The sequence below is a fragment of the Streptococcus sp. SV2 genome (assembly GCF_030440175.1).
Classification (GTDB): domain Bacteria; phylum Bacillota; class Bacilli; order Lactobacillales; family Streptococcaceae; genus Streptococcus; species Streptococcus raffinosi.
This window is the reverse complement of record NZ_JAQFJQ010000004.1, coordinates 42,153-58,183: the sequence shown is the minus strand read 5'-3', so window position 1 is coordinate 58,183 and position 16,031 is coordinate 42,153. Positions and strand designations below refer to the sequence as shown.

Here is a 16,031-nt window from a genome sequence, read left to right as displayed (position 1 = left end):
CACCCATTTGTAAGGATAGGAGGAGTAACTTGTCTTTTAAAGAATCAATCATTGCAAAACTTTGGTGGTTTTTCAAGTTGGAAAAACGCCGTTATATTGTCGGGATTTTGGCACTGAGTCTGGTTTCGGTTCTCAATCTTATTCCTCCTATGGTTATGGGGCGGGTCATTGATGCTATCACATCGGGAAAATTGACCAATCAGATCTTGCTTCTGAATCTCGTTTATTTGCTTTTGGCAGCTCTGGGGATGTACTATTTGCGCTATGTTTGGCGCATGTATATCTTGGCGACTTCTTACCGCTTAGGCCAGATTATGCGTTCACGCCTTTTTGAGCATTTTACCAAGATGTCGCCTTCTTTTTATCAAAAGTACCGAACTGGGGACCTCATGGCCCATGCAACCAATGATATCAACTCTTTAACCCGCTTGGCTGGCGGGGGTGTCATGTCAGCCGTGGATGCCTCTATCACAGCCTTGGTAACCCTAATCACCATGTTTTTCAGCATTTCCTGGCAGATGACACTGGTGGCTGTTTTACCCCTCCCCTTCATGGCTTTTGCGACTAGTCGTTTGGGCCGTAAGACCCATAAAGCTTTTGGAGAATCCCAGGCAGCCTTTTCAGAACTTAATAATAAGGTTCAAGAGTCGGTATCAGGAATCAAGGTAACCAAGTCTTTTGGCTATCAGGAGGCTGAGCTTCAGTCCTTCCAAGAGACCAATAAGATGACATTTAAAAAGAATATGCATACTATGAAGTATGACAGCCTTTTTGATCCTTTGGTCTTACTCTTTGTTGGCTCATCTTATGTTTTGACCCTTCTTTTCGGTGCCTTTATGATTCAGGCTAATCAGATAACGGTCGGAAATTTGGTAACCTTCATTACCTATTTGGACATGCTGGTTTGGCCCCTGATGGCTATTGGCTTCCTCTTTAATATCACACAGAGGGGAAATGTGTCCTACCAACGTATTGAAAATCTTCTGGAACAGGAATCAGATGTTCAAAATCCTACACATCCTCTTCCAAGCATTGAAAATGGTCGTTTAGAATATGCGATTGACCGCTTTGCGTTTGAGGATGAGGATACTTTGCTAGATATTCATTTCACCTTGGACAAGGGGCAAACCCTTGGTTTGGTTGGACAGACTGGCTCAGGGAAGACGGCTCTTGTCAAGTTGCTCTTGCGAGAGCACGATGTCAATCAAGGAGCCATCTATTTGAATGGTCATGACATCCGAGACTATCGCCTATCAGACTTGCGTAGCTTGATGGGTTATGTTCCTCAAGACCAGTTTCTCTTTGCTAGTTCTATTTTAGACAATGTCCGTTTTGGTAATCCTGACCTCGCCTTTGATAAGGTGGAAGAAGCGACTAAGTTAGCTCAAGTTTATGATGATATCAAGGATATGCCTGAGGAATTTGAAACGATTATTGGTGAAAAGGGTGTCAGCTTATCAGGCGGTCAAAAACAACGTTTAGCTATGAGCCGAGCCATGATTTTGAATCCAGACATTTTGATTTTAGACGACTCCCTATCGGCAGTTGATGCCAAGACAGAACATGCTATTATTGAAAATCTCAAACATACCCGCAAGGACAAGACGACGATTATTACCGCCCATCGTCTGAGTGCGGTGGTGCACGCTGACCTCATCCTAGTCATGCAGGATGGTCGCATCATTGAACGTGGCCGTCATGAGGACTTGCTAGCTCAGGGTGGTTGGTATGCCAAGACCTATGAGTCTCAACAGTTAGAAATGGAAGGAGGAGAAGCCGATGCCTAATCAAAACCAATGGTCTGTGTTTAAGCGTCTCTTGACCTATCTCAAGCCTTACAAATTCTTGACCTTTCTAGCTTTAGCCTTCCTCTTGTCCACAACGGTTATCAAGAGTATCATTCCCCTTGTGGCCTCTTATTTTATCGACCACTATCTTCATGATATGAATCAAGCGGCAAGCTTGATTCTGATTGGGTACTATGGTCTTTATCTCTTGCAGACGCTAGTGCAGTATTTGGGAAATCTCTTTTTTGCGCGCGTGTCCTACAGTATTGTCAGGGATATTCGCCGAGATGCCTTTGCCAATATGGAAAAACTGGGGATGTCCTACTTTGACAAAACTCCAGCAGGCTCTATTGTTTCCCGCTTGACCAATGATACAGAGACTATTAGCGAGATGTTCTCAGGGATTCTGTCTAGCTTTATTTCGGCTATCTTTATCTTTGTGACCACCCTTTATACCATGATGATTTTGGACATTCGTCTGACAGGTCTGATTGTTCTCTTTCTTCCTCTGATTGTTCTTTTGGTTAACCTTTACCGCAAAAAATCAGTGGTTATCATTGAAAAGACCAGAGCCTTGCTTTCAGATATAAATGCCAAACTGTCAGAGAGTATCGAAGGGATTCGAATTATTAAGGCCTTTAACCAAGAGAAACGTCTCAAAAAAGAGTTTGATGCCATTAATGAGGAACACCTGATTTATGCTAGCCGTTCCATGTCACTAGATTCTCTCTTTCTACGCCCAGCTATGAGCTTACTGAAGCTCCTAGGCTATGCTGTTCTCATGGCTTATTTTGGCTATCGTGGCATCTATCTGGGTATCACAGCGGGGACCATGTATGCCTTTATCCAGTACATTAACCGTCTCTTTGACCCCTTGATTGAAGTGACGCAAAACTTTTCAACCTTGCAAACCTCGATGGTCTCAGCAGGTCGGGTCTTCGCCTTGATTGACGAGCGCACCTATGAACCTGAGCAGAGAGACACAGATGCCAAGGTTATCGAGGGGAATATTCGCTTTGAAAATGTCTCCTTCTCCTATGATGGCAAGCACCAGATTTTGGATAATATTTCCTTCTCTGTCAATAAAGGAGAAACCATCGCTTTTGTCGGTTCTACAGGTTCCGGGAAATCCTCTATTATCAACGTGTTTATGCGTTTCTATGAGTTCCAATCAGGCCGAGTTCTTCTTGACGGTGTGGATATTCGCGATTATAGTCAGGCAGAGCTGCGTAAGAACATTGGTCTTGTTCTTCAGGAACCCTTTCTCTATCATGGCACGGTTAAATCCAATATTGCCATGTATCAGGATTTAACTGATGAAGAGATCAAAGCCGCTGCTGAGTTTGTGGATGCCAACCACTTTATTGACAAACTTCCAGAAGGTTATGATGCTCCAGTTTCCGAACGAGGTTCAAGTTTTTCAACCGGTCAACGTCAGCTTCTAGCCTTTGCTAGGACCGTTGCTAGCCAGCCTAAAATCTTGATTTTGGATGAAGCGACAGCCAATATTGATTCGGAGACAGAGGCTATTGTTCAAAACTCTCTAGCAAAAATGCGTCAAGGACGTACAACCATTGCCATTGCCCACCGCCTATCGACTATCCAAGATGCCAACTGCATCTATGTTTTAGACAAGGGCCGCATCATCGAACACGGTAGCCACGAGGAGCTCTTAGCCCTCGGCGGCACCTACCACAAGATGTACAGCCTACAAGCAGGCGCAATGGAAGGGGCGTAAGCTAATCTAGACCATAGCTTCTATATTCGAAAAGATTTCTTAAAAATCAAAATCGAGTAGTGACATTTATGTCACTACTTTTTTGTAGACCTACAACTTATAATAAAACCATAGCTTGAGAGAAAAAGCTAGAAAATAATATTTTAGGAGGTTATTAGAATGACAACACAAACAATGAACAATTTTGAAACACTCGATCTCGAGACACTTGCAAACGTTGAAGGTGGTGGATGTAGCTGGGGAGGTTTTGCTAAACAAGGAGTAGCTACAGGAGTTGGTAATGGTTTACGATTAGGTATCAAAACACGTACTTGGCAAGGTGCTGTCGCAGGAGCAGCTGGAGGTGCTATCGTAGGGGGTGTTGGTTATGGAGCAACATGCTGGTGGTGATGGATTATGTTTGATTTGAAAAGTTATATTTTAGGGATGGTTTGCATGGCCTTGATGACTTTTTTGGATAAGCCTATTATGTCATTGCTTGAAAAACACAAATCTACCAATTCCATTAAAAAGAAATCTTAATTGAGATACCTTGTCAATTGCTAGTCTGTGAATAGTGGTTGAAAACTTCGATATAAAAGAAGAGGTATTTGTACTTATGACTAAAAAACGTCTAGTGTCTCTAATGATGTCTATGGGCTTCATCCTTGTTGCCTTACATAACTTGGGAGAAAAACTGAGTTTTGGACTTCAATGCCTAAATCTTATTGGGTTATGTCTTTTTCTCTTTCTTATGTGTACGATTATCAAGGATATAAAATCAGACAAGTAGTGACATTTATGTCACTACTTTTTTATCGGCTTCCAATCTATAATAAAATTCATAGCTTGTGCACAGATAGCTAAAAACACTTTAAGGAGAAAAGTATGTTCAAAAGCTCAAAACCGTATTTACTGGCTACCATTCTCATCGGAATGGGCCTTGCTAATCTATTTAGAAGTTTGGATGCAGTCCACCATACCATTAACTTGTTGGGGCTAATCTTGCTTCTTTATAGTCTGCTTTTTAAAAAATGGGCACAGTTTAAAAAGTAACTTGTGGCCCCTTTGAACGTGAGGTGCTTGCAAATGCTTATTTTTGATGTTCCCGAAGTAAAATTATTCTTGCTAATGATAGCGGAAATTGTATTATATTTGATTGCTTATCTTTGTAATAGAAAGAACAAAGATATGTATATTCGCTTATTTAAAATATCAGTGCTAATGACGCTATTGTATTACGTCTCCAGTAGAATTTAGTTGCTAAGGGCTTTCTTGAGATCTTACAGCAGTATAAAAAAATACAGAAAGGAATATAGTTAAATGTAATAGCTTATTCAGTTTACAAGACTGACTGAGGTTATTCATAGCTTAATTGTTTTATCATGAAGTTAAAGAATATTAGTTCAAGAGTATTGCGATTTTCTAGGGTCGTCACTGCTGTACTGGCAGTTTTCCTTATAAGTACCAGTATTTCTCTCTACAAAAGCAAGACCTCTCCAGAGATTTGGTTAGCAGTCGGAGCACTAGCTTTAGTAGTCATTTTTGTTAATGGACTGCTCTACCGTTTGCTTAAGAAACGTCCAGATTCAGTAAATCCGTTAACAATACGGCAGTCCTTCATTGTCTTTCTTGTCATCTCATTTCTTGTGCTTTGTGTAGAGTTTTACACATTACTAACATTCAGTGATACCACAGACCGCATAGTACTAGCCGTATTAATGCTTTTGTTAATCCTCTGTGATTTTCTAGCTTACTTGCAAGTCAAAAACTATTTTAAACAATAAATGATTTCACTTGATTATTCTGTAGGTAATCTAGAAGATACTTTCATAAGTAGTAAGATGGAGCAACAGAAAAAGCTTGAAACTAGTCAAGCCTTTTTCGATATATTAAGTTCCTGTGTAAATGCAAAAGTCATACTTTCAGTTTTTAAAGAAATATTTTGATAGTTGTCTAATATATTCCTAACGTTGGCCAAACCTATACCGCGATGATCCCCTTTACTGGAGACACCTCTCTCAAAAAGTGATGAGATAGGAATAAATTCTTCCTGGGTTGAGTTTTGGACAATAAAGATTTGCTTATTACCATGATTGAAGTAGCCAATATGCATTTTTGGTATGTCAGACTGAATCGATGCTTCCATCGCATTGTCTAGAAAGATAGATATTACAGTAATAAAATCGACCATCTCCATACCCTCGAGTTTGATAGTTTCAGGAATATCTAAGGAGATATCAATGTTATTTTCTTCTGCCTCTAGGAACTTAGCTGCAAGTAGGCTTTTGATAGTGTTATCTTCTATGTTTATTAAGCGAGTTAAATCAAATGTTTTCGATTTTAAATGCTTATCGGAATCTTTTAGAACTGAGTCGTAGACTTCTTTTACAATAGCCATATCATTTTGATCGATACCAAGTTTGAGTGTTGTTAAAATATTGGCATAATCATGACGAAAACTTCGAACCGACTGATAGAGGTTTTCAATCTGTTTGTTATAATTCGTAAGATGCGATAGTTGAATATCTTTTTGAAAGTCCAACTGACTTTGTATTGTTGCTCGGATATTTCTATCTAAGAAGATAAGCATGATAAAGAACAAGACTAGATAAATAACCACAATTAACTTCCTGATTATCAGAGTGGATGTATGAGTAGTGTTTTCGAGGTAGACGAGATATTGCTGGGTAAATGTATAAGCAATCATAATGATATCAGCAATAATAATACTCTTTGATATGAGAGGGGCTAATCGTCCTTTTTGTATAACTCCAAAGCTTTCCTTGAATAATTTTATTAAAAGAAAGGATAGTAAAATAGTTAGGAAAGAAGATGAGACAGCTATAAGATAATTAACTTTTATTGTTTCAACACTGATTCCAAACAAAGGAAATATAAAGAAAATGATTACTCTAAAACTGATATTATTAAGAGTTGTGGGGAGAAGAGCATTGAATATTTTAAGCTTTGATTGTAAGTAGGTCTTTCGTGATATAAAAAAAGATAATAAAAGATAGAATATTTCTTCGTTAAAGTAGAATAAGAATTTCCAGGATAGACTGTTACATATTTTGGTATATGCTATGCGACAAAATAAGATAATAAGAAAATGCCCAATTGAAACTCTTTTGTTTATTAAGTAAAGAAACAGGCAAATATTGAAACATTCAGAGACAACAGTAAGCAAAAATAAAAAAATAATCATTGAAGGTTCCTTCTTTTAAAAGTATCCATCAGCATTTTAGCTTTGGTACGTGAAAAAGGACAGATACTACCATCAGTCATTTCGACTTCACGTTTTAATTTGTTGATTCTTATAATGTTGTTAGGGTTAATGAGATACGAACGATGGCAAGATACGAGTGAAGGACTAGCTTTTTCAAGGTCCTTTAGATTTGCACGAAAGGTCATTTGATTGTTTGTACCATGGAGTATCACATAATGCTTTTGCGGAGAAGTTTCAATATAGATAACTTGGTTTAAAGGGATGTGAATAGCTGTATGTTGTGTTTGAAAATCAAAAATCTCGTCATTCTCTATTCCAAGTGGTTTCATAGTTATAGCTAAAGCTCTGGTTATCTTTTTCCTAAATTCTATTTCAGAGAGACTTTTATCGATATAGTCTAGGGCAGATACTTGGTAATCAAAAACTAGTGGCATAAACTCTGAGTGGGTAGTGACAAAGATAATAGTAGCGTAGGGATTTTTTTCCCTAATGATTTTAGCAATATCGAGCCCTTTTAATTTTTCTCCCTTAATTTCGATATCAAGAAAAAAGAGCTGGTTAGAAGTTGTTGAATCAATCGCTTCTATAAATTGCTGAGGCTTATCAAAGGTGTGTACAATAGATAAGTCTTTATTGTATTTTTTTAACTCTTGAGACAATACCATCTCCAGTCGTCCTTGTTGAATGAGATTGTCCTCTAAAATATAAATTTCCAAGGGGAGCTTCCTCCATCTTTACTAGCTGTAGCTTTTCTGAAAATATTCATAAATTATGTAATAGTATATCATAATATGACTTAGTTATACAATGAGATGAAAATAAGATTAAAATATCATGTGATATTTATAGTATGAATTTACCATTCGGGACATATAGCCACTTTTTGGGACGCTAGCTCTGATAGAGACACTTGAATGCTATACTAAAGATGTAATTGAGAGATCACACGATAAAAATTTTAGGAGGTAGTTGCCATGGCAACTCAAACAATTGAAAACTTTAACACCCTCGACCTTGAAACACTTGCTAGTGTTGAAGGAGAACAACAATGACACATAGAGTTTCAAAAAGGGATATAGTGCTATTTGTCATTGCCCAAGTAGTTAGCATATCCTTACTGGTACTTTTTTTTAGTCAATTACTTCATAACTTATCATCCGTATTCCAATTGGTCTACATCGTAGCAGCCCTCTTAGTGGTTGTGGTTGATATATTGCTCATTCGAAAAATAATGACAAGAAGAGAAGAACCAACTGTGTTAAATCAATTAAAAGCTTCCCTAGCTTGTTTCTTGTTACTGACACTTAGTTGCCTTCGTTTTTTGACAACAGATTTCTATTATCAAAAAGTTATCGCTATATTTGTAGGTTTTTTTTCATTATTGGGTTTCGTACTATTTTTATGGGGCATCAAGTATATCAACCATAATATAGAGAAGTAAGTAATTGACAAAATAAGGAGTATAAGCAATGTTTATAAAATTAACTCATAACGACCTTGAAGTAATTCAAGGTGGTGCTGTTTGTCTTATGCCAAATGTGAATAACAAGGAGGGTGACCCCCTTGAGATAGGTGATACAAATGAAGAAATACCTAATCATTTTTTCGACTATTGCGATGATATATTTATATAGCAAAGTACTATTGTCATCAGGAAATATCTATCAACTTTTGTTAGCATCAATAGGATTCTTTTTCTTTTTATTTGGAGTCTATAGGCAGTATAGAAAGAATTAGTTAAAGCTTTTTCAATAAGATATGGACTGAATCAAAAATGATATTCAGTCTTTTTTTTACTACTCGGGACGTATAGCCACTTTTTGGGACGCTAGCTCTGATAGAGACACTTGAATGCTATACTAAAGATGTGATTGAGAGATCACACGATAAAAATTTTAGGAGGTAGTTGCCATGGCAACTCAAACAATTGAAAACTTTAACACCCTCGACCTTGAAACACTTGCTAGTGTTGAAGGAGGTGGATGTAGTTGGAGAGGCGCAGGTGGAGCGACTGTTCAAGGAGCTATCGGAGGAGCTATCGGAGGAGCGTTTGGAGGTAATGTAGTTTTACCAGTTGTAGGCTCAGTTCCTGGTTATCTAGCTGGTGGTGTTCTAGGTGGTGCAGGTGGTACTGTTGCCTATGGAGCAACCTGCTGGTGGAGCTAATCTATGGTATATTTTATTATAGGTTTTGTTGTTGCTTTGTTAGGTAATATCTTTTTCAACAAGGTCAATAAAAAATAAATATAAAAAATCATCTTGAACATATACGGGTATTTTCATAACAATTTTTAATAATTTGTTTATAAGATAGTGTTATTTTCTTTGAACAAATAGTTTATTTTTATGTAGATGGGGAGTTAACTAATGATTACAGAACTAACATATAACGATCTTGAAACCATCCAAGGTGGAGTATCTTGTATTATGCCTAGAACAAATAATAAAGCTGGTGGTAGCTACGACCCCTTTATAGACGGTAGGGTATCGCCACCTAGATATCGAAGTGGTGAAGCCTATCCCATGGTATATCTTCCTATCTGTGTTCTTATGTAGGAAGTTGAAATCAAGGTTCTTATTCGATAATGACTATTAAGATCACTTTATCATCTTAAAGTGGTCTTTTATATTTTTTTACCGTTCGGGACATATAGCCACTTTTTGGGACGCTAGCTTCCAAACAACTCCCCGAGTGCTATACTAAGGATGTGATTGAGAAATCACTTAAGGAGGTCTTGTCATGGCAACTCAAACAATTGAAAGCTGTAACACTCTTGACCCCTTCAACACTTGCTAGTGTTGAAGGGGGAAAAGTGGATTGGGGACGTTTACTAAGTGGGGCTAGTGGTGCTGCTGAGGGAATTTATTTCTGTGCCGCATCAGGTGCTCCACTCTTTACGCTTGCATCTTATGCTATTGTAGGGTGTGGAGTTGTCGGAGCTGGTCTTGGTTATGCTTTCCCACATTAATTAAAAATTTACTAATCATGAAACTACAAAATAATGCAGTAGCATTACAGTTATTAAGACTAGGTAGTGCTGCAATAGTTGTTCTTCTCATTAATTTAGGTTTTTACCTTTATGAGAAAGAGACTCCGGTATGGGTTCTGTTTGGATTAGGCTTGCTTACTATATTTGTAGGAGTGATCAACATTATTTTTTACCGGTTATCAAAAAAACAATCAGTAACAAAAAGCTATTTGACGCTAAAACAATCATTTGGTATTTTCCTTAGTGTTTCATTGTTTGTCTTGTGTGTCGAGTTTTTCAAACTACTAACACTAACGGACTTTACGGATAGCATTGTATTATTTATTTTAATGCTTTTATTGATTTTATTTGATATTCTTACTTATTTTCAAGTTAAAAAATATTTCAAAAGGTAAAAGGTATCCATACTCATGACCAAAAAACGTCTAGTGTCTCTAATAATGTCTATGGGCTTCATCCTTGTCGCTGTACATAATTTGGGAGAAAAACTGAGTTTTGGACTTCAATGCCTAAATCTTATTGGGTTATGTCTTTTTCTCTTTCTTATGTGTACAATTATCGAGGACATAAGGTCAGACAAGCAGTGACATTCATGTCACTACTTTTTTATCTCAAGCTATAATAAAATTCATAGCTTGAGATAAAAAAGCTAAAAAATAATATTTTGGAGGTTATTAGAATGACTACACAAACAATTGACACTTTTGAGACACTCAACCTTGAGTCATTTGTAACCGTTGAAGGTGGTGATGGATTATGTTTGATTTGAAGAGTTATATTTTAGGGATGGTTTGCATGGCCTTGATGAGTTTTTTAGATAAGCCTATTATGTCATTTCTTGAAAAACACAAAGTCAACAATTCCGCTAAAAAGAAATCTTAATTAAGATACCTTGTCAATTGCTGGTCTGTGAATAGCATGTGAAAAATGGTTGAAAATTTCGATATAAGAGAAGAGGTATTTGTAATCATGACTAAAATACGATTATCAAGTACATAAGGTCATGCGAGTAGTGACATTTATGTCACTACTTTTTTTTCGGATTCCAGCCTATAATAAACTCATAGCTTGTGCACAGAACGCTAAAAACACTTTAAGGAGAAAAGTATGTTCAAAAACTCAAAACCGTATTTACTGGCTACCATTCTCATCGGAATGGCCCTCGCTAATCTATTTAGAAGTTTAGATGCAGTCCACCATACCATTAACTTGATGGGGCTAACTTTGCTTCTTTATAGCCTCTTTTTTAAAAAATGGGCACAGTTTCAAAAGTAACCTTTGAATACTTTGAACGTGTGAGGTGCTTGCAAATGCTTATTTTTGATGTTCCCGAAGTAAAATTATTCTTGCTAATGATAGTGGAGATTGTATTATATTTGATTGCTTTTCTTTGTAACAGAAAAAACAAGGATATGTATATTCGCTTATTTAAAGTATCAGTACTAATGACGCTACTGTATTACATCTCCAGTAGAATTTAATCGCTCTCGAGTTTACTAGTGATAGCAATGGTTAAACCAAGTATGAAATAGAGAAAGGAATAGATTTAAATGTAATAGCTTATTCAGTTTACAAGACTGACTGAGGTTATTCATTCATAGCTTAAGTGTTTTATCATGAAGTTAAAAAGTATTAGTTCGAAGGTATTGCGATTTTCTAGGGTCGTCACTGCTGCCTTGGCAGTTTTCCTTATAAGTACTAGCATTTCTCTCTACAAAAGCAAGACCCCGCCAGTGACTTGGCTAACAGTCGGAGTGTTAGCTTTTGTAGTTATTTTAGTAAATGGACTGCTCTACCGTATGCTTAAGAAACGTCCAGATTCAGAGCATCTATTAACACTAAAGCAGTCCTTCACAGTCTTTCTTGTCATCTCATTTCTAGTGCTTTGTGTAGAGTTTTACACATTACTCACATTCAGTGATATGACAGACCGCATAGTGTTAGCCCTATTAATGCTTTTATTAATCCTCTGTGACTTTCTAGCTTACCTTCAAGCCAAAAAATATTTTAAATAATAAATGATTTTGCTTGATTATTCTGTATGAATCGTAACAATTGAAGCCTAAATCTTGCTTGTTTCCACACAATGAAAAATTCCCATGGGACTCATCATCCTATGGGAGTTTTTTGCGATAAAGATTAATAAGGCAATGTCATTTGACTTTGGCTTAGGTCCACAGTCACTTCATAGTCACTATTATCACGAATAGTGTGCTCGAAGTCTGTAGTATAGAGAACGAGTCGGAGTTTGTCGCCCTTGTTGAGTTTGTAGATGGTTGGTTGTAAGTCCAAACCGATAGACATCCATTCATTTGGTGTAACATTCTCAATGGTAAGAAGGTCTTTACGATTTTGCAGGTTAAGGTGTCCTTTGGTAATGACACGGTATTTGGCCTGCTTGAATGGCAATTCACGTAAGGCTTCCTCCTTGAAGAGACGGCCGTTGTCTAAATTCATGCGTTTGAGTGCGGGAATAGGTGCTAAATATTTCTTGTCACCCATTTCCAGAACCTGAGCCGAAATAAGACCACGGTTTGTGCTAGATTTGACCTTGAGCTCTAGGTGGACACGACCATTAATCTGTATGTCTTGGTCCAGTTCAAAGTCCAAGGTAATGGCGTTGGCTTTGTCTGCAAAAAGGTCATCCTTGAAGCTTTGGTATGCTTTACCGTATTTGGCAAAGGTTTCCTCTTCATAATGGTTAGCGATACTAGCTTCAGTCTCATCAAGCTGAATGTGTTTACCATTGTAGTGCCCAAAGGTATCGAGAACTTCCCAGGTCTGTTCAGACTGGTTGTTTTGCCAGATAACAGTAGGCAGTGTGTAGCCATTATCTAAGCCAAGGAGTTTCTGACAAATCAAGGCATTCATACTTTCTCGGAAGTCAATAGACTGCCAAGCATTCATGTAAACGTGGGCACCATTGTGGAAGAAGAGGTGTTTTTCAAGAGAGTCTGGAAGAGCATTGAACATTTGATAGACGTTAATCGGTTTGACGTTCCAATCCTGGCTACCGTGTGTAAAGACTACAGTAGCTTTGACACGGTCTGCGAATTGGACATAGTTGCGGTCATGCCAAAATTGGTTATAGTCCCCATGCTTACGGTCAATAGCCGTGCTTAGCTCCTTAAGGTAGGTCTCATAATCTTTTTGGTGGCGTAGGTATTCTCCAGCTAATAGGGCACGAGAATAGGTGAATTCAGTCAAGGTATCGAGATCCTCACCAGGGTAGCCTCCAGGGCTGACGAGGAGCCCATTTTCACGATAGTAGTCGTACCAGGAAGAAATACCTGCTTCAGCGATTACCATCTCCAAACCGTCAACGCCAGTTGTAGCAAGGGCGTTGGACATGGTACCCAAGTATGATAGTCCAGTAGTAGTCACTTTACCAGAAGCCCAATCTGCAGTGATTGTATGCTGTCTGTTGCAGCTAGTAAAGGCGCGTGCACGACCATTGAGCCAGTCAATGACAGCTTTATAGGCCAGAACCTGTTGATAGTCTCCGGAGGTCATGAAACCTTCAGAATTGAAGGTACCGACACCCGATACATAGATAGAAGCCACGCCACGAGCCAACATGTAATCATTGAGCGTGTAGGTATCTGTGTGAGCAAAACGCTCCTGAGCCTTTGTGACAGGATTGATAGGCGTAAGGTCTGCTTCAGGTGCCTTGATTTCAGGGTGGCTAAGAGAGATATCACCAGCTGTTTTGACGAGCAAGTCTCCCTCCATCTTGTGGGTGAGCTTATCTGAAGCAGGTTCATTAGTCCCTTGTTGATAAGGACTTGCGGTCATCATGGCTGGAACTGGGAAGTTCACATTAGGGCGTAAGATAGTTACTTTGACCAAGTCTAGCTGCCCATCTTTGTCGGTATCTACTGGTGCTTCCACATAAACCACCTCACGGTGAAGTTGGTTAGTGTCAAATGTAGCCAAGCTCTTACCATTAAAGAAGACGTAATCATTACTTACAGGGATTAAATCTTGGGCTACCAACTGATCAATTAAGGTATTGCCAGACTGTGTGCGTGTCGCCAACAATTGATGCAGGTTATTAAGACTACCATCAAAAGTGATTGGGAAGGCCATTTTCTCTAGGAAAGCCGCACTGTCTGTAAAGTCTACATTAGGGACAAATCCTAGCAGTTGAAGAGCTACCAAACCAAAGACGTCAGCAGTCAAAGGACGGTCTGATTGGAAGAAGGTTAGGAGGTCAGTCTCCCCATCAGCAATCCAATTTTTCAAAGCTAAGTCGGTGTCTTCAAAGAAGAGGAAGGACTTACGAACAAAGGCTTCAAAATTATCCTTGGCACTAGCGTTTAAAGAGACTTCAAAGCCCAAAGAACGGAGTTCCTGACAAGCCATTTCAGGACTTACTGGGATGTAACTAAACTGATTAAATTTCATACTTTAAAACCTCAAAAAAAGAATACGTAAACATTTCAGAAATATCTTTACATCAGACATTATACTTGATAAAATGATAGATGTCTAAATTATTGTAAAATGTGAAAGGAAATAAAGAGACAAATGAATGATTTTCTAAAAGAAGCGCTCAGTCATGATTGGATTATAAAGTACATCACTGAGTTTATTGGGACAGCTTTGATGGTTGCACTTGGTAATGGTTCGGTTGCCAATGTTGAGCTTAAAGGGACTAAGGGTAATAAGTCTGGATGGCTTGTTATTGGTTTTGGTTATGGTTTTGCGGTAATGATGCCAGCACTTATGTTTGGTGATGTTTCTGGTAACCACATCAACCCAGCCTTCACAATTGGTCTTGCGGTTGCAGGTATCTTCTCTTGGGTAGCCGTTCCAGGTTACTTGATTGCTCAACTTCTAGGAGCTTTCGTTGGTCAAGCTATCGTGGTTTGGGTTCACCAACCTTATTACCTTCAAACTGAGAATCCTAACAACATCCTTGGTACTTTTTCTACAATCTCTGCTGTTGATAATGATGATGAAACTCCAGAAAATCACAAACGTGCTTGGCTTAATGGTTTTGCCAACGAGTTTGCAGGTTCATTTATCTTGTTCTTCGGTGCGCTTGCTATGACAAACAACTATTTTGGTCATAAGTTGATTGCACAAGCCACACAACTTGGCTATGATAAAGAAGCTATCGCAGGTCAAATGGCTAATGGGGCACTTGCGGTTGCCCACATCGGTGTTGGTTTCTTGGTTGCAGCTTTGGTTATTTCATTTGGTGGTGCAACAGGTCCAGCTCTTAACCCAGCCCGTGACTTGATGCCACGTCTTCTTCACCACCTCTTGCCAACATCAGTTCTTGGTGAACACAAAGGTGATTCTAAATGGTGGTATGCTTGGGTTCCAGTTGTAGCTCCAATTGTTGCGGCGATTTTGGCTATCTGGTTGTTCAAATCACTCTACCTTTAATAATACTTAAAAATCTGAAGTTTAAGCTTCAGATTTTTTTTATGCTTAAAATATTGAAAGTAATAAAAAACTGAGAAAATATTCTCAGTCACATCGGATTAGTCATTACTAGAATGGTAGCACCTAAGGTGTAAAGATTCCATAAAACATGAAGTGTGATACTTGCAGATAAGTTCTCTCTTTTTTGGTAGACCATAGAGAGAGCCAAGCCCATTCCGATATAAAGAGTGAGGTAGGCAAGATTAGTTGGCATATGAAAGAGACAAAAGAGCCCAGTGCTGACTAGCACAGCTGTTTTCGAATAGGGGGCCAACCAGGTGAAAATCCACTTGCGAAAGAGGATTTCTTGGAGGAAGGCTGTCGTCATCATACCAATCGCTACAGGTAGGATAGGAATTGTTGTGAGCGTCTTTTGAAGTTCTGCATGGTAGTTGGTATGGGTCAGTAACATGAGGTTACTTCCGATGAGTTCCATCAAGAAGATAATGGCAAAGCCCCAGATAATGGCTTTAATATCCTTTCGATTTAAGCTAAAGTTGTGAATCATACCCTCACTCTTAGCCCAGAGATAGGTAAGGTAAAAAATGATAAGATTGATAGCAATGATTCCCCAGCTTTCAGGGTTCGTAAAAGTCAATCCAGTCTGACTATTGTAGGAGGTCATCAGACTCAAAGCAAAGTTTGGGATAACAATCATTAGCATTAAAAACAAACCTTGATAGGTCCGCCTAAATACTATGTGATTAACGAGAATTTTCATACTCTCAATTATACCCTAAAATGAGGAAATAGCTACTCAAAAAGTGAATAAACTATAATGTTTTTCACAATTTATGCGAAAGAAAGTGAAAAAATTACAATCCTATTTTTTCTTTGGAAAATCCTTGTCACACAGCCTCTTTTTGGATAAA

The 16,031-nt window shown here is 38.4% G+C and carries 17 protein-coding genes and 1 pseudogene; 14 read left to right on the top strand and 4 right to left on the bottom strand.

Annotated features, from left to right (window positions below; translation table 11 throughout):
• The first annotated feature begins 29 nt into the window (after nucleotides 1-29).
• The 5 genes from PCY14_RS03410 to PCY14_RS09870 all read left to right on the top strand — a co-directional run bounded on the left by PCY14_RS03410 (nucleotide 30) and on the right by PCY14_RS09870 (nucleotide 5,291).
• Nucleotides 30-1,787, top strand: a complete 1,758-nt coding sequence (locus PCY14_RS03410) for an ABC transporter transmembrane domain-containing protein (protein ID WP_301363163.1) — start codon at nucleotides 30-32, stop codon at nucleotides 1,785-1,787.
• Nucleotides 1,780-3,525 (top strand): ABC transporter ATP-binding protein, encoded by a 1,746-nt coding sequence (locus PCY14_RS03405; protein ID WP_301363162.1) that lies wholly within the window; start codon nucleotides 1,780-1,782, stop codon nucleotides 3,523-3,525. Before PCY14_RS03410 ends, PCY14_RS03405 begins: the two co-directional genes overlap by 8 nt.
• Nucleotides 3,526-3,684: 159 nt before the next feature.
• On the top strand, nucleotides 3,685-3,915 hold the full coding sequence (locus PCY14_RS03400) for a bacteriocin class II family protein (RefSeq protein WP_037611928.1): 231 nt from the start codon (nucleotides 3,685-3,687) through the stop codon (nucleotides 3,913-3,915).
• A gap of 477 nt (nucleotides 3,916-4,392) precedes the next feature.
• A complete protein-coding gene (locus tag PCY14_RS03395; protein ID WP_021146418.1) occupies nucleotides 4,393-4,560 on the top strand; it encodes a hypothetical protein in 168 nt (55 codons plus the stop codon).
• A gap of 329 nt (nucleotides 4,561-4,889) precedes the next feature.
• Nucleotides 4,890-5,291 carry a hypothetical protein gene (locus tag PCY14_RS09870; protein WP_134981453.1) on the top strand — a complete coding sequence of 134 codons (402 nt, stop codon included), beginning with the start codon at nucleotides 4,890-4,892 and terminating at the stop codon, nucleotides 5,289-5,291.
• Nucleotides 5,292-5,377: 86 nt separating this feature from the next.
• Here the strand turns inward: PCY14_RS09870 and PCY14_RS03390 are convergent, their stop codons facing one another.
• Together PCY14_RS03390 and PCY14_RS03385 are read right to left on the bottom strand one after the other, a co-directional pair.
• Complete coding sequence (locus PCY14_RS03390) at nucleotides 5,378-6,127, bottom strand: sensor histidine kinase (protein WP_013991120.1); 750 nt, start codon at nucleotides 6,125-6,127, stop codon at nucleotides 5,378-5,380.
• A 581-nt stretch (nucleotides 6,128-6,708) separates the two neighbouring features.
• Nucleotides 6,709-7,449 (bottom strand): response regulator transcription factor, encoded by a 741-nt coding sequence (locus tag PCY14_RS03385; protein WP_013991119.1) that lies wholly within the window; start codon nucleotides 7,447-7,449, stop codon nucleotides 6,709-6,711.
• Nucleotides 7,450-7,707: 258 nt separating this feature from the next.
• Here PCY14_RS03385 and PCY14_RS03380 point away from each other — a divergent pair.
• From PCY14_RS03380 to PCY14_RS03345, 8 genes and pseudogenes are all read left to right on the top strand, one after another.
• A pseudogene (locus tag PCY14_RS03380) lies at nucleotides 7,708-7,773 on the top strand (ComC/BlpC family leader-containing pheromone/bacteriocin); the annotation flags it as partial.
• Between the two features lie 8 nt (nucleotides 7,774-7,781).
• Nucleotides 7,782-8,174 (top strand): hypothetical protein, encoded by a 393-nt coding sequence (locus PCY14_RS03375; RefSeq protein WP_003094909.1) that lies wholly within the window; start codon nucleotides 7,782-7,784, stop codon nucleotides 8,172-8,174.
• 28 nt (nucleotides 8,175-8,202) lie between these two features.
• On the top strand, nucleotides 8,203-8,367 hold the full coding sequence (locus PCY14_RS03370; protein ID WP_134981449.1) for a bacteriocin transporter: 165 nt from the start codon (nucleotides 8,203-8,205) through the stop codon (nucleotides 8,365-8,367).
• A gap of 277 nt (nucleotides 8,368-8,644) precedes the next feature.
• Nucleotides 8,645-8,899: a Blp family class II bacteriocin gene (locus tag PCY14_RS03365; RefSeq protein WP_002951792.1), complete on the top strand. Its 255-nt coding sequence runs from the start codon at nucleotides 8,645-8,647 to the stop codon at nucleotides 8,897-8,899.
• 201 nt (nucleotides 8,900-9,100) lie between these two features.
• Nucleotides 9,101-9,289, top strand: a complete 189-nt coding sequence (locus tag PCY14_RS03360; RefSeq protein ID WP_008535499.1) for a hypothetical protein — start codon at nucleotides 9,101-9,103, stop codon at nucleotides 9,287-9,289.
• 152 nt (nucleotides 9,290-9,441) lie between these two features.
• Nucleotides 9,442-9,702, top strand: coding sequence for a hypothetical protein (locus PCY14_RS03355; protein WP_021146415.1), 261 nt, complete (start codon nucleotides 9,442-9,444; stop codon nucleotides 9,700-9,702).
• Between the two features lie 17 nt (nucleotides 9,703-9,719).
• A complete protein-coding gene (locus PCY14_RS03350) occupies nucleotides 9,720-10,118 on the top strand; it encodes a hypothetical protein (protein WP_293937585.1) in 399 nt (132 codons plus the stop codon).
• 712 nt (nucleotides 10,119-10,830) lie between these two features.
• The gene (locus PCY14_RS03345; RefSeq protein WP_021146414.1) at nucleotides 10,831-10,998 is read left to right on the top strand and encodes a hypothetical protein; all 168 of its coding nucleotides are present in this window, start codon (nucleotides 10,831-10,833) and stop codon (nucleotides 10,996-10,998) included.
• Nucleotides 10,999-11,862: 864 nt separating this feature from the next.
• Here the strand turns inward: PCY14_RS03345 and PCY14_RS03340 are convergent.
• Complete coding sequence (locus PCY14_RS03340; RefSeq protein WP_021146413.1) at nucleotides 11,863-14,130, bottom strand: Xaa-Pro dipeptidyl-peptidase; 2,268 nt, start codon at nucleotides 14,128-14,130, stop codon at nucleotides 11,863-11,865.
• A gap of 123 nt (nucleotides 14,131-14,253) precedes the next feature.
• Between PCY14_RS03340 and gla the strand changes: the two genes are divergently transcribed.
• Nucleotides 14,254-15,120 carry an aquaglyceroporin Gla gene (gene gla / locus PCY14_RS03335; protein WP_021146412.1) on the top strand — a complete coding sequence of 289 codons (867 nt, stop codon included), beginning with the start codon at nucleotides 14,254-14,256 and terminating at the stop codon, nucleotides 15,118-15,120.
• 88 nt (nucleotides 15,121-15,208) lie between these two features.
• On the opposite strand, the gene PCY14_RS03330 is transcribed toward gla, so the two are convergent.
• Complete coding sequence (locus PCY14_RS03330; protein WP_204322908.1) at nucleotides 15,209-15,880, bottom strand: CPBP family intramembrane glutamic endopeptidase; 672 nt, start codon at nucleotides 15,878-15,880, stop codon at nucleotides 15,209-15,211.
• Between the last annotated feature and the right edge of the window lie 151 nt (nucleotides 15,881-16,031).